Origin of the sequence: Hydrotalea sp. AMD, from assembly GCF_004100315.1 — a bacterium.
Classification (GTDB): Bacteria; Bacteroidota; Bacteroidia; order Chitinophagales; family Chitinophagaceae; genus Hydrotalea; species Hydrotalea flava.
On the sequence record NZ_SCKY01000004.1, the window covers coordinates 109,377 to 127,117 of the forward strand.

Annotated in this window: 15 protein-coding genes, 1 tRNA gene and 2 pseudogenes; 6 read left to right on the forward strand and 12 right to left on the reverse strand. The window is 36.3% G+C overall.

All coding sequences use genetic code 11. From position 1 onward, the window contains the following. Positions 1-13: 13 nt before the first annotated feature. The 8 genes from EO766_RS03465 to EO766_RS03500 form a co-directional block, all read right to left on the reverse strand. The gene (locus EO766_RS03465; RefSeq protein WP_074417981.1) at positions 14-613 is read right to left on the reverse strand and encodes a TrmH family RNA methyltransferase; all 600 of its coding nucleotides are present in this window, start codon (positions 611-613) and stop codon (positions 14-16) included. A gap of 43 nt (positions 614-656) precedes the next feature. Further along, the gene (locus tag EO766_RS03470) at positions 657-1,820 is read right to left on the reverse strand and encodes a dipeptide epimerase (protein ID WP_228733066.1); all 1,164 of its coding nucleotides are present in this window, start codon (positions 1,818-1,820) and stop codon (positions 657-659) included. Continuing rightward, a complete protein-coding gene (locus EO766_RS03475) occupies positions 1,780-4,812 on the reverse strand; it encodes a 4-alpha-glucanotransferase (RefSeq protein WP_228733065.1) in 3,033 nt (1,010 codons plus the stop codon). The genes EO766_RS03470 and EO766_RS03475 overlap by 41 nt, the downstream gene beginning before the upstream one ends. 169 nt (positions 4,813-4,981) lie before the next feature. Then, a complete protein-coding gene (locus tag EO766_RS03480) occupies positions 4,982-5,386 on the reverse strand; it encodes a c-type cytochrome (RefSeq protein ID WP_074419362.1) in 405 nt (134 codons plus the stop codon). Between the two features lie 240 nt (positions 5,387-5,626). Further along, positions 5,627-5,836, reverse strand: a complete 210-nt coding sequence (locus tag EO766_RS03485; RefSeq protein WP_068241358.1) for a hypothetical protein — start codon at positions 5,834-5,836, stop codon at positions 5,627-5,629. A 228-nt stretch (positions 5,837-6,064) separates the two neighbouring features. Continuing rightward, complete coding sequence (gene namA / locus EO766_RS03490) at positions 6,065-7,126, reverse strand: NADPH dehydrogenase NamA (protein ID WP_074419354.1); 1,062 nt, start codon at positions 7,124-7,126, stop codon at positions 6,065-6,067. Between the two features lie 81 nt (positions 7,127-7,207). Continuing rightward, a complete protein-coding gene (dnaK, locus tag EO766_RS03495; protein WP_074419355.1) occupies positions 7,208-9,118 on the reverse strand; it encodes a molecular chaperone DnaK in 1,911 nt (636 codons plus the stop codon). Positions 9,119-9,245: 127 nt separating this feature from the next. Continuing rightward, entirely contained in the window at positions 9,246-9,740 is a 495-nt protein-coding gene (locus tag EO766_RS03500) for a GtrA family protein (RefSeq protein ID WP_228733064.1), read from the reverse strand. Between the two features lie 67 nt (positions 9,741-9,807). On the opposite strand from EO766_RS03500, the gene argS reads away from it, so the two are divergent. From argS to EO766_RS03520, 4 genes are all read left to right on the forward strand, one after another. Next, positions 9,808-11,595, forward strand: coding sequence for an arginine--tRNA ligase (gene argS / locus EO766_RS03505; protein ID WP_074419356.1), 1,788 nt, complete (start codon positions 9,808-9,810; stop codon positions 11,593-11,595). A gap of 80 nt (positions 11,596-11,675) precedes the next feature. Continuing rightward, positions 11,676-11,759: transfer RNA gene (locus EO766_RS03510), tRNA-Leu, on the forward strand. Between the two features lie 141 nt (positions 11,760-11,900). Then, the gene (locus EO766_RS03515) at positions 11,901-13,157 is read left to right on the forward strand and encodes a DUF2130 domain-containing protein (protein ID WP_074419357.1); all 1,257 of its coding nucleotides are present in this window, start codon (positions 11,901-11,903) and stop codon (positions 13,155-13,157) included. Between the two features lie 8 nt (positions 13,158-13,165). Next, a complete protein-coding gene (locus EO766_RS03520; protein WP_074420260.1) occupies positions 13,166-14,266 on the forward strand; it encodes a hypothetical protein in 1,101 nt (366 codons plus the stop codon). Here EO766_RS03520 and EO766_RS03525 read toward each other — a convergent pair. Beyond that, complete coding sequence (locus EO766_RS03525; RefSeq protein ID WP_074419359.1) at positions 14,258-14,887, reverse strand: 4'-phosphopantetheinyl transferase family protein; 630 nt, start codon at positions 14,885-14,887, stop codon at positions 14,258-14,260. The two genes, EO766_RS03520 and EO766_RS03525, sit on opposite strands and share 9 nt — an antisense overlap. A gap of 129 nt (positions 14,888-15,016) precedes the next feature. Here EO766_RS03525 and dcd point away from each other — a divergent pair, with 129 nt between their 5' ends. Continuing rightward, positions 15,017-15,553 carry a dCTP deaminase gene (dcd, locus tag EO766_RS03530; protein ID WP_068241373.1) on the forward strand — a complete coding sequence of 179 codons (537 nt, stop codon included), beginning with the start codon at positions 15,017-15,019 and terminating at the stop codon, positions 15,551-15,553. Here dcd and EO766_RS18375 read toward each other — a convergent pair. From EO766_RS18375 to EO766_RS03535, 3 genes and pseudogenes are all read right to left on the reverse strand, one after another. Beyond that, a pseudogene (locus tag EO766_RS18375) lies at positions 15,550-15,627 on the reverse strand (tryptophan-rich sensory protein); the annotation flags it as partial. The gene dcd and the pseudogene EO766_RS18375 overlap by 4 nt on opposite strands. Before the next feature lie 52 nt (positions 15,628-15,679). Continuing rightward, a pseudogene (locus tag EO766_RS18380) lies at positions 15,680-15,988 on the reverse strand (TspO/MBR family protein). 9 nt (positions 15,989-15,997) lie between these two features. Beyond that, positions 15,998-17,089, reverse strand: coding sequence for a DUF3810 domain-containing protein (locus tag EO766_RS03535; RefSeq protein ID WP_074420964.1), 1,092 nt, complete (start codon positions 17,087-17,089; stop codon positions 15,998-16,000). Positions 17,090-17,182: 93 nt separating this feature from the next. Between EO766_RS03535 and EO766_RS03540 the strand changes: the two genes are divergently transcribed. Then, positions 17,183-17,725, forward strand: coding sequence for a YceD family protein (locus EO766_RS03540; RefSeq protein ID WP_074420963.1), 543 nt, complete (start codon positions 17,183-17,185; stop codon positions 17,723-17,725). The last annotated feature ends 16 nt before the right edge of the window (positions 17,726-17,741 follow it).

Consider the following 17,741-nt stretch of genomic DNA (forward strand, 5'->3'; position numbering starts at 1 on the left):
TTGATTGATAACACTAATCATTTTCAGCATTGGGTACGCCCCACTCTGATAACAACCGGTTAATACTTTGAGCAGCTAAACCCGGGCTGTTATAATGCCCTGCCTGTTGTTTCTGACGAAATGCTTCATAAATACTCACTGCGCATGCAACAGAAATATTCAGGCTTTGAATAATACCTACCTGTGGTATAATAAAATTGCCATCGGCTAACCGGCGTGCATCTTCACTAACTCCTTCATGTTCATTACCAAAAACCAAAGCAATGCTGTTTTGTACAAAATCAAGTGCATACAATGGTTCGGCATTGGCACACAAATGAGTGGTATAAATTCTTTGATATTGCGTACGAAGTGCGTTGTAGCACGCTTCAACATTATCATAAGCATGAACGGTAAGCCATTTGGCAGCACTACTACTGCTTTTGGCACCAAACTTTTTGTGGCGTGCTATTTTAGTGGTGATGATATAAATATCCTGAATACCTACTGCATCACAACTACGCATCACTGCGGATATATTGTGTGGATCCTGCACATTCTCCATCACTACTGTTAAATTGGGCTGTCGTTTATATAAAACATTCAACAATTTTGTTTTACGTTCGGGTGTCATAGCATTTATAATTTCATTTACCTATCTAAAAAAATTTAAAAGATTATTGTTTCAATTGAATACCCAGTCCAGATTTTCCCAATATATCCACCTTCCCAAATTCAAAATTTAGTCCGGTTGCAATATCTTCTTTTAAAAGCAATGGCCCGTCCATATCCACATAATCTAATAAAGGTAAAAATTGTGCAATAGCAGCAGAGCCTAAGGTAGATTCATTCATGCTTCCCATCATTACCTGTAAACCGAGTTTTCTTGCCTGAGCAATCATACGTTTGGCTGGTGTTAATCCACTGCATTTGGTTAATTTAATGTTTATGCCATGAAAATGATGTAAACATTTTTCAACATCGGTTTCAAGCACACAACTTTCATCTGCAATTAAAGGCAAAGATGATGTTTGATACAAAACCTTCATTCCTCCCCAATCTTCTTTTGCTAATGGTTGTTCAATGAATTGCACACCTAATTGTTGTAATTGAGGAATTTTGATGAGCGCTTCTTCTAAAGTCCAGCCGGCATTGGCATCTATTCTAAATACTGCATTAGTGTGTTTTCGTAATAGAGCTACCAGCTCAATATCGTTGGGAACACCCAGTTTAATTTTATAGATGGGCCAGGGTTTAGCCAGCATTTTGTTTACCATATTTTCAGGCGTATCAATGCCAATGGTATAATCGGTAAGTGGTGTATTATCCCATGTTACATTCCATAAACGGTAAACCAATTGTTGTTCCATTTTACCAAACAAATCCCATGCAGCCATATCCAATGCAGCTACCAGAAAAGGATTGCTTGGAAATAAATGATGCAAATAATGCCAATAACGCTCAGGTTCGGTTAAAGCAAATTTTTCAACAAAAGCTCTTTTTTGCTCCAATGCTTCTATCATTGAATCCACCGTAACATCATAATATTGAATGGCAGGTGCTTCGCCATAACCTATTAGTGAACCTAATTGCAGCGCTACCAATAATGATGGCTGATGGGTTTTTGTTCGCCCTCCTGAAATTGTAAATGGATACTCAAAAGGAAGTTCTATTTTTTTATAATATAATTTCATTTGCAATGCATAAAATAACCGCAAAGAAACGCCAAACGAATGGCTTCTAAAAAAATAAACCGGCAACAATACCGATTTATACAATATTAAAAAAGAAATTGACAGACTATCTGCCGCTTTCCTGCACCATTTTTTGCAGCGCTTCATTAAACAAATTAGCATCAATGAGCTGCTCTAATGTAAGATGCATTCTATAACGCCAATAATGTTTTGGATTGGATGGAATATTAATACGTTCATCATTCGGATTGTTTCTTCTGATGGATTCATCCATTCCTAACAAATCCTGCAACTGAAATATGCTCCACATAGCCGGCGAATACAAATGTTGCAATACAATGGCTGTGTTAATCCAGGCTTCACAATAATAAGGGGCATTATCCCATTGCCCTAATTCATTGTTGTAAAATTGTTGAATTTTATGCTTATCTTCTTCCCACCAGCCCCTAATGGTGCTCATATCATGAGTAGAGGGGGTAACCACACTTAAATAAGGCGCATCATTGGGATGAAAAAATGTTTGCTGTGGGTTTTTAGGCATTCGTTGAATTTCGAGGCTTAATAAACCTAACTGACGCATTACTTCCGGAACACAGGCTGGCACCAACCCTAAATCTTCACCACAAATCAACATATTGGTAACGCGTTTTAATGCAGGTAATTTCTGCAAAGCTTCTTTCATCCAAAAATCATCCTGCCTGCGGAAGTAATAATCTACATACAATTCTTTTAATTGTTGTTGAGAATGCGCATCTAAATGGCGAAATGAAATGGTAGCATCCATAGCAAATCTAAAATGGAATTGCTGTGCGTTACTGCCTTCTTCTTCAAAAAAGATAACATTACTGATTAAATCGAACAGCCCCTGTTTCATTTTCTGAGTAAATGCATCGTCATTCCAATGGGCCAAATATTGTTCAACTTTACGTTGGGTATTGCATTCTTCTTTTAGTGTATAATTTCCAAAACCATTGTATTGCAAAAAAGTATTGCGTACAAAATCGGCATCATTGCCAAAAACTTCGGCTAATACTTCTTCATTAATATAGGGCTTTGTAAACCGATAGTAATCGAACCAAATATTTCTGCTATACAATTCATTGATGTGTATGGGTAAAGCAGGTACAAAGCGCCCCATAATACCCTCTACTGCATCTATAGGTATACTCCATATTCTAAAAAAACCTAAAATATGATCAATCCTGAATGCATCAAAATAATAACGCATTTGTTCAAATCGTTTCTTCCACCACGCAAAACCATCCTGCATCATTTGTTGCCAGTTATAAGTGGGGAAACCCCAATTTTGGCCTTTTATGGCAAAATCGTCGGGTGGTGCACCAGCCTGCATATTCAAATGAAATAAATGCGGTGCCTGCCAGGCATCTGCGCCATTTCTACACACACCAATTGCAATATCACCTTTCAAAATAATTCCATTTTGGTGGGCATAGCCAGTTGCCTCCTGCAACTGACTGTGCAGGTAAAACTGAACAAAATAATGATAAGCAATAGCATGGTATTGTTCAGAATCAGGTGAAGCCATGGCTTCAATGGCCGATTCATTATAAATACCATTCTCTGGCCATTCACTGAAATTGGGCGTGCCATACAAATCTCTCAAATAACAAAATACAGCATATGGAATTAACCAATGACTATTATTGTGAAAGAATGTTTTAAATTCATCTGATTGAAACAAGACTTTCTGTTGTAAAGGATATAATTGCTGTAAATATTGTTGTTTTAGATGCATTACAGCTTCATAATCAACTGTATCTAATGCATTTAATTGAAGGCGTTGCGCTTCTATGCTATCCAACAAGTGCAAATTTTCAGTTGAAGTAGCTTTTTTTAGGTTTAGGTATAACGGATGCAATGCAAAAGCAGAAATGGCAGCATAAGGATAAGAATCTGCCCAGGTATGCGTTGCTGTAGTATCATTCACCGGTAATATTTGCACTAATTTTAATCCTGTTTTTTTGGCCCAGTCTACCAACAGTTTTAGATCAGTAAACTCTCCTACGCCAAAACTCTGCTCGCTTCTTAAACTAAAAACAGGAATTGCTACCCCTGCTCCTCTCCACGTATTATTGGGTAATACAGCAAATCCGGCATTCATTATGGCTAAAGTATCAGTTGCATTTGTTGCATTTATGGTTCTGTTTTTGCCATTTTCAAACCGAACAAATTGTTTTGTATTTGTATTATAAACACCAAATTTAAATTGCAGTGCCTGTTTGGCTGTTGATAAGTTGAGCTGTATAGAATAAAAAGATTCATCTTTATACCGCTTTAACAGCAATGGTTTTTCAGTATTCCAATTGTTTAAAATGGTACTTTCACCGCATAAACAAAGCACTTCATCAGCTGACAGTAAGGGTGCTTTTACTTTTAACAAATGAGTTGTACCGGCATTAATTTTAGTGGTATCTGCAACCTGCCTGGGTTTGGGCAATAAAATTTGCTGAAACGGTTCTGTATAAAATGCGTTTTCATAATAACCTGCAAAATTCCAAGCATCTTCAATTAACAGAGTTGATTTTTTAACATAAGCAGGTGATATTTTTTTATCATTACCCCAATCATAATCAATCGTTCCATCTTCATTTTTTAGTATATAATGATAGGTAATTCCTTCTTTCGGTATTTCATTTAGTTGAAAAGTTATTGTAATTTGCCAATACTCCTGATTCAGGTACTGCATGGGAATTGCCTGATTAATATCTTGATTTCCCAGCTTGGGATGATTGCCGGTTATAAAAATATTTTGCCCGAAATGGGTACTAAATTTTAAAAGAAAAGTTACCTGCAATTCAGTAATTGATTTTGATTTAGTAGCAACAGATACTTTACTTTTTTGTGTTGCCGTTGTTGCATCTTTTTTTGATGAGGTTTTGGGCTTTTTAGTTGATGTAGCCTCTTTGGCTGCTATCTTCTCTCCTTTCGGTGCCGCTTCCTTTTTGGCTGATTTTTTTTTCAAAACTTTTTTTTGCTGCTCTGCTTTTGTTGCATCAGGAGTTGCAGAAGCGGAAGATAAAGTTGAGGGTTCTTCTATTTTTTTTACACCACTTTTTGTTTTGGATAATCCGGTATTTTCAATTTCACCAGATTGCGTAATCGTTAGTTTTTTAGCCAATTTTCCTGATTTTAGATGTACTAAGTTAATCAATTAATGTGTAAATTAAACACATTAATTGATTTTCACAAAAACAAAATGCAACAAAGCACGGGATTTTGTAATAACCCCAATAAAAAACAGATTGCTCTACGTATAGCAATCTGTTTTTTAAGAAAGAATCGGAATATTATTGCAGCTCTGGTTTTGATTTTCCCCTGTGGCAGGTACCGCAGGTTACCACCTGAAGTTGAACACTATCAGTATGGGGAATTTGGCGCACATATTTTTCATTAATTTCCATCGTCATGCGCATCATATCACGAGCTATATCTTTTTTAGGATTTTCATCACTGGCCGGATCCATTCTTCCAGGCTGGGTTTTAGAAGGCGCATGGCAAAAAGAACATTTAACTCCCAACGCCGCCTTAAATCCATCCATCACATGCTCCAAACTATCATGACTAATATTTTGAGGCAACACTTTTAAATTACGCGGCTTGGGTTGTGTAGGAATGGTAAAAGAAATAATGCCAATGGCCAATACAGATAGAATGGCTGAAAAAACAAAAAATTTTCTTTTGTGAAAATGCATAATCATTTATTTGAATGATACTAAAAGTAAGGAATGCGATTTGAATTTGAAATTATTTTACATAAAATGTTCATTAAAATAAAAGAGGCTGTCTCAAAAGTCCGAGGCAGCCTCTTTTTATTCGGTAAAGGGTAAGGCGGTGGAGAAAGTTTTGATTTAAGCCATTCTCAAACGCTTCATTTTACTTTTGAAACTTTCTCTTAACACTGTAATAAAAAAACTTAAAAATGTAGCTATGATTTATAGGCCCCAACGATTGGTAAGCTTTTGTCTTAAAGCACGCTTTTTCTGATTTTGAATATGCCAGACTGTTGCAGCACTAATATGTGCTGATTTAGCAGGTACATGATTGCTTAAATTGGTAGCTACTGTTTCTTTTACTTCTGATACCAATTGGTTCAGATGTTCTTTTTCTAATTGCACTAATGAACTGTTTTGTTTGTTTTCCATAACATTATTATTAATTTTTTAAAATAAAGGTCATCAGCATGTGTATGCTTGCGGATGAAAACTAATAATCGTTAGAAGAAAAATAGAATGGCAAGTTGCTTAATCCGTAAGTAGATGTTATGCTATTATACTCAATTGCGGGTGCAAATTTACAACTATTTTTTATAACTACAATAATTTTAATTGATAAAAGCATTGTTAATATCACTTTTAGGTAATTCTTCGTGTTTATTTAGCTCTTTCATATTGTTTAGGCCATTGAATAGGTTCTTTAAAAGTTTTTGCTGCGAAGAGTGGGAAGTATGGATTCCGCAATATTTCACGGGCCATAAAAACAAAATCTGCTTTTTGTTCCTGTAAAATATTTTCAGCCTGTTCCGCATTGGTTATTAAACCAACCGCTCCGGTTAACATGTGGGAGCCGGCTTTAATAGCTGCAGCAAAAGGCACCTGATATCCAGGCGCCACCGGAATTTTTGCATGTGCCACATTTCCACCGGAAGAACAATCTATAACATCCACACCCCTTTCTTTCAGTATGGAAGCCAATACAATGGAATCATTTAATTGCCAGCCATTTTCAATCCAATCGGTAGCTGAAATGCGAACAAAAAGTGGCAAATCATTAGGCCATTCCTGCCGAACTGCATCAACAATTGCTAAGAGTAATTGAATTCTGTTTTCAAAACTTCCTCCATAAGCATCGGTACGTTGATTACTGTAGGGTGATAAAAACTGATGAATTAAATAGCCATGTGCTGCATGTATTTCAATTACTTTAAACCCTGCTTTTAAAGCACGCCACGCTGCTGATTGAAATTGGGACACAACTTCCTGAATTTGTGGAACGGACAAAGCAATAACAGGAACCTGTTCTTCTTTAAATGGAATAGCACTGGGTGCTAATACTGGCCATCCGCCCTCTGTTTCATTTAGTTGCCTGCCTCCCAACCAAGGGGCAACGCAACTGGCTTTACGGCCTGCATGTGCTAATTGAATACCGGGCACAGCACCCTGTTGGGTAATAAATGTGGTAATGCGTTGCAGCATGGCAATATGTTCATCTTTCCAAATGCCTAAATCACCCGGACTTATTCTTCCCTCCGGGCTCACTGCAGCTGCTTCTGTAAACACTAATCCTGCACCACCTACTGCTCTGCTGCCTAAGTGTACCAGGTGCCAATCGTTTGCAAATCCATCTTCTGCAGAATATTGACACATGGGCGATACCACAATTCTATTCTTAAAATTGATAGATTGAATGCGAATAGGTTGAAATAAAATCGACATATAAATATTTTATGGGTATAACACAAAAGCCCCTACGTTGTTGCAGGGGCTTTAACTATTTTTTTGAAATAATAATTCAAACTATTTTACTTCTTCAAACTGAGCATCTTCTACTGTATCGCCTCCAGCCTGTTTGCCTGAAACATTTTCAGTAGAATTTGCTTCAGCACCGCTGCTCGGTTGTGCACCTGCAGCCTGAGCTTTATAAATTTCTTCGCTGGCGGCAGTCCAGGCAGTATTTAAAGCAGCCATAGCTGTATCAAGATTGTTGATGTCTTGATTTTTATGTGCTTCTTTCAGCTTATTCAATGCTTCTTCAATTGGTGCTTTTTTATCAGCGGGCACTTTATCACCAAACTCTTTTAATTGTTTTTCAGTTTGGAAGATTAAGCTGTCGGCCTGATTTAATTTTTCGATTTTTTCTTTAGCAGCTTTATCTTCTGCTTCATGCGCTTTGGCCTCTGATTTCATTTTTTCTACTTCTTCCTTACTCAAACCACTTCCGGCCTCAATTCTGATTTTTTGTTCTTTTCCGGTGCCTTTGTCTTTTGCACTTACATGCAACATACCATTGGCATCTATATCAAAAGTTACTTCAATTTGCGGAACACCTCTTGGAGCCGGTGGTATGCCATCTAAATTAAACATACCTAAACTCTTATTGTCTTTTGCCAACGGACGCTCACCTTGTAATACATGAATTTGTACACCGGGTTGATTATCACTGGCGGTAGAGAATACTTCTGATTTTCTGGTAGGAATAGTAGTATTAGCAGGAATCATTGGTGTTAATACACCGCCCATGGTTTCAATACCTAAGGTTAATGGGGTTACATCCAATAACAACACATCCTTCACTTCACCGGTTAATACCGCACCTTGTATAGCAGCACCTACGGCTACTACTTCATCCGGATTTACGCCCTTATTAGGTTTTCTTCCAAAGAATTTTTCAACTATCTCCTGAACTTTAGGAATACGGGTAGAGCCACCCACCAATATTACTTCATTGATTTGTGATGCAGTATATCCGGCATCTTTCAATGCAGCTTCACAGGGTTTTAAGCAACGTTCAAACAAACTATCAGATAATGCTTCAAATTTTGCACGTGTTAATTTCTTAACCAAATGTTTGGGAACGCCATCTACTGCAGTAATGTAAGGCAAATTAATTTCAGTTTCTGAAGAGGAACTTAATTCAATTTTTGCCTTTTCGGCTGCTTCTTTTAAACGCTGTAAAGCCATGGGATCTTTTCTTAAATCAATGGCCTCATCTTTTTTAAACTCATCTGCCAACCAATCCATGATTACTTTATCAAAATCATCACCACCTAAGTGGGTATCTCCATTGGTTGATTTTACTTCAAAAACGCCATCGCCTAGATCTAAGATAGAGATATCGAAAGTACCACCACCTAAGTCAAACACAGCAATTTTCATGTCGTGTTTTTTATCTAAACCGTATGCCAAAGCGGCAGCAGTAGGTTCATTTACAATACGGCGTACATTTAGTCCGGCAATTTCACCGGCTTCTTTGGTAGCCTGGCGTTGTGCATCGTTAAAATAAGCAGGTACGGTAATTACCGCTTCGGTAACTTCCTGCCCTAAATAATCTTCTGCAGTTTTCTTCATTTTTTGAAGAATCATGGCAGATATTTCCTGAGGTGTATATAAACGTCCATCAATATCAATACGAACGGTATTATTATCGCCTTTTACCACTTTGTAACTCCAGTGGCTGATTTCTTCTGTTACTTCATCAAACCTTCTACCCATGAAACGTTTTACACTGGCAATGGTATTGTGAGGGTTAGTAATGGCCTGGCGTTTTGCAGGATCACCAACTTTACGCTCTCCATTCTTTAAAAAAGCCACAACAGAGGGTGTAGTTCTACGGCCTTCATCGTTCGCTATCACTACGGGCTCGTTACCTTCCATAACGGCTACACAACTGTTGGTGGTACCTAAATCTATTCCTATAATTTTTCCCATAATAAATAAATTTTATTGCTGATTATTTATTCAATTTTGAATTCGTTATACATTGGCAACGATTATGCCACTGACAGAAAAAATGCAAAATTGTCAGCTAAAAAATATGCTCATTGAATGAAATAAACTAATCAACCGATGAAACTGCCTTGAATGTATAATGTTTTTGAGAGAGGTAACTGAATGCCACTACAAATACCGTGGTAGCAACCTTGGCAGGTGTGGGATACCAGTGCAAAACCTCAATAAACAATTTGAGAAAGATATAATTCAAAAACAAGCAACCCATCACCACCATAAAATATTTACGTAATTGTACCGTTTTTTTGGCTTCGGTTTGTTGAAAAACTACATAACGACTTAAATAAAACCCAACCGGAAAAGTAACCGTAAAACTGAAAAGAAATGATGCAATAGGGGCTGAAATTGAAATAATTGGCGTTTGAACAGGCTTTTTTAAAAAAATATAGTTGTAGGCAATAAAAAATAAAGTGATATCGGTTAATGTATTAAACCCGCCACAGGCAGCATATCGAAAAGTTTGCAATGGCATAATTTTTTTAAACCAGGGATAAAACCAATCAATCAACTGTAACACCGAACCTCTTATATAATTGTGCATACGCCTCATAAACGGCGGCGAAGGTAGTATATAAATCCTTTAGATTTGCAGACCGAAAATGTTAATAATGCATATTGTAGAAACGATTAAAGTACATACTTCAGCAGCACTGCAACAAATATTTCAATACACTACCAACCCCGATCAGGTATTGGTCAATGACACCAAACCTGAATTTACCGGCGATTACACCATTGTATTATTTGCCTTTACCAAAACATTACAAGTTTCGCCCAACCAAATTGGCGAGCAAATTGGCAACTACCTGCTGCAAAACCATGCCGAACTTTTTGCTGGTTACAACATCATTAAAGGCTTTTTAAACTTAACCATTCAACCGGCATATTGGCAGCAATTTTTGAACCATAACTGGCAAAATGTACAATTTGGGCTATCTACCCCTAAACATGAAAAGATTTTGGTGGAGTACTCCTCACCCAATACCAATAAGCCTTTACACCTGGGGCATTTACGTAATAATTTTTTAGGATGGGGCATTGCAGCCATTTTAGAAGCCAATGGATATGATGTAATTAAAACCTGCATTGTAAACGATAGGGGTATTCATATTTGTAAGAGTATGGTTGCCTGGTTAAAATTAGCTAATGGTGCTACTCCAGAAACTACCCATACCAAAGGCGACCATTTTGTGGGTAAATACTATGTTTTATTTAACGATTTATATAAAGCCGAAGTTGAAAGTTTAATAGCCGCCGGACATAGCCGTGAATGGGCCGAAAAAAACGCACCCATTTTGCTGGAAGCACAGCAAATGCTGGTAGAATGGGAAGCCGGCAATAAGGAAGTAATTGCCTTATGGAAAAAAATGAATGAATGGGTTTACCAGGGATTTGATGAAACCTATCAAAAAATTGGCAGCGATTTTCAAAAAATTTACTATGAAAGCAAAACCTATATTCTGGGTAAAAAACTGGTAGAAGAAGGTTTGGCAAAAAAAATATTTTATACCAAAAAAGATGGCAGCGTATGGATTGATTTAACTGCAGATGGTTTAGATGAAAAAATTGTACAACGAAAAGATGGCACTTCTGTTTATATAACGCAAGATATTGGTTTGGCTGAACAACGAGAAGCAGAGTTTCACCCGTCTAAAACCATTTATGTGGTAGGTGATGAACAAAACTACCATTTTAAAGTGCTCAAATTAATTTGCGAAAAATTAGGATTACCCTCTGCCCAACAAATTTATCATTTAAGCTATGGAATGGTTGAATTGCCGCATGGTAAAATGAAAAGCAGGGAAGGTACAGTAGTAGATGCCGATGATATTGTAGCAGAAATGATACAAATTGCCCAACAAAAAACAGAAGAACTGGGCAAGGTAAATGATTTTACCGCAGAAGAATTACAACAATTATATCACACCATTGGTCTGGGTGCTTTAAAATTCTTCCTGCTTAGGGTTGACCCTAAAAAGAAAATGATTTTTAATCCGGAAGAAAGTATTGATTTTCATGGTTTTACCGGCCCGTTCATACAGTATACCTATGCCAGAATTAAAAGCATTTTAAGAAAAATTAACCAACAGGAAGCGCTACAAAATACAAGTGCTACCAGCTTGCAATTAAGTGCACTTGAAATTGAATTAGCTAAATTATTAGAACAGTTTCCCGGGTTTATTGCCGATGCCGCCAATACACTCAACCCATCTGTTGTAGCCATTTATGTGTTCAATTTATCCAAAATATTCAATTCATTTTATGTAGATCATCCCATTGCACAGGAAACCAACCCCATGCAAAAACAGTATAGAATTCAATTGGCTACCTTAACTGCACATGTTATCAAAACATCCTTACGATTGCTGGGTATTCAGGTACCGGAAAGAATGTAGAAATAAAATAATAATAGCCAAAAACTAAATTGCAGGCAAACATTCAAATACTTATTTTTGCGCTCCTGAATACAATAGCTGCGGAGGTGGCGAAATTGGTAGACGCACTACTTTGAGGTGGTAGCGCCTTCACCGGCGTGGGAGTTCGAATCTCCTCTTCCGCACATTTTCTTCAAAACATACCAACCATTGTTGTAACCAACAGTGGTTTTTTTGTGTCTTTATTTTAATAGAAAGCAACCCACCACTTCCCGGCTCCTCTTGAATTATGTTTACATTTGTCCAGGAATAAAAAATAAGCATATATGTCATCTTTTATCATTACTTGCCCCAAATGCAATCATCAGTTCGAGCCCGGCGAATCAATCAGAGAAGAAATTCAAAACGAATTGCGTAAACAAATGGTGGAATGGCAAAAAACAAAAGATCAGGAATACAAAAACAAGGAGGCTACTCTTCAAAAACAATTAGAAAACAGAGAAATTGAATTTAATAAAATTTTAATTGAACAAAAACAAAAATTACAAACAGAATTAGAAAACAGCATTCAACAACGCATTGCAGCAGACTTTGAAAACAAATTGCAATTGTTGCAAAAAAGCGAAATGGAAACCCGCGAAAAATTAAGAATTGCCAACGAAAAAGAAATTCAATTTTTACAAAAAGAACAAGCCTTACAGCAAAAAGAAACGGAATTAGAATTAACCATACAGCGAAAATTGTTAGATGAAAGAGAAAAAATAAAACATGAATTGCTGCAGGTAGAACAGGAAAAAATGAATTTAAAAGAAGAACAATACCAACTGCGGATGAAAGAATTAGAAAAACAAATTGAAGATCAAAAAAAGTTGGTAGATGAAATGAAACGCAGAGCCGAACAGGGCTCCATGCAATTACAAGGCGAAGTGCAGGAATTGTTGTTAGAAGATGTATTAAGAAACACCTTTCCTTTTGATGTGATTAGCGAAGTGGGCAAAGGGGTAAAAGGGGCAGATTGTATTCAAACCGTACGAAACCAAATGGCGAATACTTGCGGAAAAATAATTTATGAAAGCAAACGAACAAAAGATTTTAATAAAGAATGGATTGAAAAAATTAAAATTGACATGCGCAATTTAGGTGCCGATGTTGCAGTAATTGTAACACAGGCAATGCCAAAAGAAATGGACCGCTTTGGTGAAAAAGAAGGCATTTACATCTGCACTTTTTCTGAAGTAAGAAGTGTGGCCTTATTATTAAGAAATGCATTAATCAAAATTGCAGAAGCCAAAAAAAGCCAGGAAAACAAAGGTGAAAAAATGACCATGCTGTACGATTATCTTACCGGGGCCGAATTTGGAGAACAATGGAAGGCCATTAGTGAAGGATTCATTCAAATGAAACTTTCCATTCAACAGGAAAGAATTGCCATGGAAAAACTTTGGAAAGCCAGAGAAAAACAATTGGAAAAAGTTTTGCTAAATGCAGCACATATTAAAGGTTCGGTAGAAGGTATTGCAGGCAGCGGAGCAGTAAACCTGAATTTAATTGACGATGAATTCAACCTCTTATTACCCGATTAAAATTGGATATGACAAAAGAAAGTATAGAAACCGCTGAAAACTTTTATAAACCCAGCAGAAAGAAACCAATTTATCCAATTCAAAAAGAATTAAGGCATTATTTAATGCGCTTTGGTAGAGAATTGCAATTGCCGGCTCTATATAACGATTTAACCCGATTTACCTACACTTTACCCATTAAAGATAAAAGTGGAAATGATACTTTTTGGGAAAGTGCTATTTATGATATGCGTGATTTGGAGCTTTTGAAAGAAAACTTAGTAAAAAATTATGCCATTTTAAAAACCAAAGGCGATTATAGTTTTATTAATCATTTAGATGTTGCAGGTATTGATTTTTGTTATTTTGGCAACAGTCAGCCTTTCCGAATAAGAATCATTAATAAGTTCAACGACAACCAGGATCACTATTATATTAAACAAGCAGATGCCAGCCGGGTATATGGACTTGAATTGGAACATTTGTTATCGCCTAACCGTATTACCTATTTTACCTGTAAAAACACATTAATTGAAGAACATATACCAGGCATTCCAGGCGATAAATTTATTTCCAATTACTTACATGCACCTGATTTAAATGCTATTCGACTGGCAAAGGAATTTGTAAAATTTAATGAACGTTGTTTTACCCATTTATTGGGCGATATGCGCAGCTATAATTTTGTTGTGAATATTACACCCGATATTGAAGGTTATCAATACCGTATTCGTGCAATTGATTTTGATCAGCAATCCTATGAAGGAAGAAAAAACTTGTACCTGCCACAATTTTTTAAAGAAAATAATGCCTTTGTTGCTTTGGTAGCTAAGTATTTGAATAAAGAATCCATTTCGCAATACCAGGCTGAAGAAAAAACACTGATGGCTTTCAGGTTATCTTCCGCTAAATATAGAATCAAAGAATTATTGGATATTATGAGTAATGACATGATTTCAAAACCGGAAAAAATTAACCAGCTGAAACAAGAGTTGAGCGAACATTTTGAACAACCTGTATTCTTAAAAGCACATACAATGGGGCAAATTGTAAAAATGCAACTGAAACAAAACCTCAAAAAAAGTTTGGCTTTAATACCTAGGCAAGCTACTCCCGGAAAATCATTGTAATGCCGGCGTAGTAAGCCATACCATACACAATTGTTGCAAAAAACGATAATGAAGTAATAATGGTTGTGTTATATCCAGATTTTGAAAGTTGGCATGCAGGGTTTGGGTAATACTGTCTGTTGATTCAATACGCAACATTTCTTTAAAATCAATTTTACCCATCCCCCACCATTTGTACATGGCTTCTTTGGCACTCCACAATAAAGTTGTGGTCGCAATTAAATCGCCACCATACCGAACAAATAAAAATTCATCGGGGTGCATGAATTTGGTACTAATGTTTACAATCTTTTCTTGGGGCATTTCAATATCAATTCCTACTCTTTCATACCTGCTAACAATGGCCGCGGCATAATTACCACAATGCGAAATAGAAAAATGGTATTGTTCATCTGGTAAATAGGGCTTTCGGGTATCGGCTATTAAAATTTCATCATAAGGAAAATCATCAAATAAAAAAGGCAGTAAATATCTGCCAGCGGCATGTTGCAGCTGTTTATGTTTATGGGTAACTTTATGCTGAACAGGTATTTCTTTCAAAAAAAAATCCAATGGTTCTGTTATTTGCCAAATGGCCAGTCGGGTATTTTCGTTAATATTTTGTTGATAAAACAAGGGCATAAAAAAAGGAATAGTTCTTCATGCAGAATTACGAATTATATTGCACTATACAATGTAATTAAAACAGGAATGGGTAATTGGCCATTACATAAAAATGCTTTGAATCAACCATTTAAATAGTCAACACACATGATTTTATCGGATACACGAATTTTGGAAGAGATGGAAAAAGGTACTATCAAAATTGTACCCTTCCAACAAGACTGTTTAGGGAGTAATAGTTATGATGTGCATCTGGGCAGTACTTTAGCCACATATAAAGACCATATTTTAGATGCAAAACTACACAACACAATAGAGTATTTTGAAATACCCGATGAAGGCTTTGTATTGTATCCGCATATATTTTATTTGGGTGTTACTGCTGAATATACCGAAACCCATGCTCATGTGCCATTTTTGGAAGGCAAATCATCCACCGGACGGCTTGGTATAGATATACATGCCACTGCAGGTAAAGGAGATGTTGGATTTTGTGGCAACTGGACACTTGAAATTTCAGTAAAACAACCGGTTAAAATATATAAAGGAATGCCCATTGGTCAATTAATATATTTTCCTGTTGAAGGTGATATTGCTGTGAAATACAACCAAAAATTAAATGCAAAATACAGCCACCAACCCAATAAGCCCATTGAAAGTATGATGTGGAAAAACAGTTTTTAGTTTAACATAATAGCTCCGTTCAATATGGCTGCAAAACTTACCCAGGCAATATATGGTATTAATAACCACGCTGCCCATTTTTGAACGAAGCGCTATAAATGATGGTCAGTAAAATAAACAACCGCATCAATAGTATTTCTGCAAGCGCCCATCCGGTTTTATGCAAATAAAAAATATAAATGACCAGGCAATATTTAGCAAGAATTGTATAACAAACAATAATATAGCCTTTTGCTTTTTAGGTGAAGCAGCACTATTTTAAAGCAAATAAAAAGAAACGCCCATAGAGGCATATAAAAATGTCCACACCGGAGCAAACAAACCATTGGGCGGATTAATAAAGGGTTTATTCAAATGGGCATACCAATTTGTGGTGCAGTAACAATGCCACCTGCTGCCCCTAAAACCATAATAGTAATGAGTGCAACAATGAATTTTTAAGCATTAAATTTTTTTATATTTTTTTTGAAAAGCTATTAACAAACCCACTACTTCATTATAACTGTTAATACCGTTCTTTTGTTGATTCGCTCTTAAATAAACATCATACAAATCCATTATCTGTGGGGCAATACTGTTTTGTTCCTGCATAAAAAACCGATTGACCCGCTTAAAATCATTTCTAACCAAGGTATCTAAAGCCGGAGTAGCATCCGGAAAGGTATTTCTCAACAATAATTCATTGTATACATATTTATACAATTCACTGTAACAGGAATAAGCAACATAGGCATTTCCAGATTCTCTGGCAACCAAATAGCCTACAAAATTGGCTTCTTCTTCACCGGCATAACCAATTTGATGTGCCATTTCATGCAATACAGTGTAAGGAATTAATATGCGGGGCATATCGGCCCTTATCTGTGCTTCGCCGGTAAAGGGATTATAATACCCCCCCCATCCAAAATATTTTGCCCACGGTGTAAACAAACTGTTTTTAATACTTCGGTAATGGTATTGAATAAATGGATACAGTTTTGAAGCCTGTTGATAGTATGTTGGTGCCTGCCAATATAAAGTTATTAAATCAGGAGATGGCAATATTGAATCCTGACCTATTTGTTGTCTTAGGCTGTTTAACTTTACAGCTAAACTGTCTCGCAACACACACAATTCATCATTTGTATAAGGATTTACCTGTAAATGTAGCTGATAAGCAATACCCAATCGATGATAATTCAATCCCCAACTCAACATAAACCAGACATAGGCAACCACAACAATTTTCAATAAATTTTTAAGTATTAGCCAAATTTGTGCGCCATTTTTTCGAACCAGGCAGATTTTTATCAATCGAATAACTGAATAACACAAATAAAGACCTATTAAAATATACAAAACATCACCCAAACTAAATGGCAACCAGCCGGTTAACCATCTTAATATTTGGGCATACCCAACATATAGGTGTGTACTGTATAGTTTTTCAACAAAATTTGGATAAAATGTGGCGAACTGAATACTGCCAATCAGAATAATGAGAACATTCCAGATAAAATTTTGCTTTACCAAAAACTGTTTATTTCTTAATTTCATTATCAATTTACCGGGTCACTGAATATGGTATAATAATTTCCTTTTGCTCTTTCAATACGATATTGTACCTTTGCCCACCCTAAAAAACAAACCATGAGCCATAACAGGGAATTTGAAATAGCTTTTGTTGGGTTGAAATCAGGGCTTCATGTTTTTGAATATAGGGTTGAAGATAAGTTCTTTACAGCTTATGGGCATCAGGATTTTACCAATTGCAATGCAAATATCAAACTAAGCCTCAATAAAAAGAATGGCTTTATGCAATTGAAATTTGATATTGATGGCACGGTAGATATTCAATGCGACCGGTGTGGCAACCCACTAACCAAACTACTTTGGGATGAATTTAATATTGTAGTGAAAATGGTGGAAGAACCTGATTTAATGAATCATCAGGAAGAAGACCCGGATGTATTTTATATTGGCAAAGGTGAAAGTCATTTGCTAATTGCAGACTGGATTTATGAATTCATTAATCTTTGTTTGCCCATTCAAAACATGTGTAACCCCGATGAATACGGCGGAACATTATGTAATAAGATTGTTTTAGAACAACTCAAAAAAATGGAAGAACAGGTCAATAACGGAAACAATCCCCTATGGAAGGGATTGAATCAAATAAAAGGTTTAGAATAATTTTTTGAAAGTATAA

Excerpts from the sequence above, each read along its gene's own strand:
- EO766_RS03465 (WP_074417981.1), bottom strand. The coding sequence starts at position 613 with ATGACACCCGAACGTAAAACAAAATTGTTGAATGTTTTATATAAACGA.
- EO766_RS03470 (WP_228733066.1), bottom strand. The coding sequence starts at position 1,820 with ATGAAGCGCTGCAAAAAATGGTGCAGGAAAGCGGCAGATAGTCTGTCA.
- EO766_RS03480 (WP_074419362.1), bottom strand. The coding sequence starts at position 5,386 with ATGCATTTTCACAAAAGAAAATTTTTTGTTTTTTCAGCCATTCTATCT.
- EO766_RS03485 (WP_068241358.1), bottom strand. The coding sequence starts at position 5,836 with ATGGAAAACAAACAAAACAGTTCATTAGTGCAATTAGAAAAAGAACAT.
- namA (WP_074419354.1), bottom strand. The coding sequence starts at position 7,126 with ATGTCGATTTTATTTCAACCTATTCGCATTCAATCTATCAATTTTAAG.
- dnaK (WP_074419355.1), bottom strand. The coding sequence starts at position 9,118 with ATGGGAAAAATTATAGGAATAGATTTAGGTACCACCAACAGTTGTGTA.
- EO766_RS03500 (WP_228733064.1), bottom strand. The coding sequence starts at position 9,740 with ATGCACAATTATATAAGAGGTTCGGTGTTACAGTTGATTGATTGGTTT.
- argS (WP_074419356.1), top strand. The coding sequence starts at position 9,808 with ATGCATATTGTAGAAACGATTAAAGTACATACTTCAGCAGCACTGCAA.
- EO766_RS03515 (WP_074419357.1), top strand. The coding sequence starts at position 11,901 with ATGTCATCTTTTATCATTACTTGCCCCAAATGCAATCATCAGTTCGAG.
- EO766_RS03520 (WP_074420260.1), top strand. The coding sequence starts at position 13,166 with ATGACAAAAGAAAGTATAGAAACCGCTGAAAACTTTTATAAACCCAGC.
- EO766_RS03525 (WP_074419359.1), bottom strand. The coding sequence starts at position 14,887 with ATGCCCTTGTTTTATCAACAAAATATTAACGAAAATACCCGACTGGCC.
- dcd (WP_068241373.1), top strand. The coding sequence starts at position 15,017 with ATGATTTTATCGGATACACGAATTTTGGAAGAGATGGAAAAAGGTACT.
- EO766_RS03535 (WP_074420964.1), bottom strand. The coding sequence starts at position 17,089 with ATGAAATTAAGAAATAAACAGTTTTTGGTAAAGCAAAATTTTATCTGG.
- EO766_RS03540 (WP_074420963.1), top strand. The coding sequence starts at position 17,183 with ATGAGCCATAACAGGGAATTTGAAATAGCTTTTGTTGGGTTGAAATCA.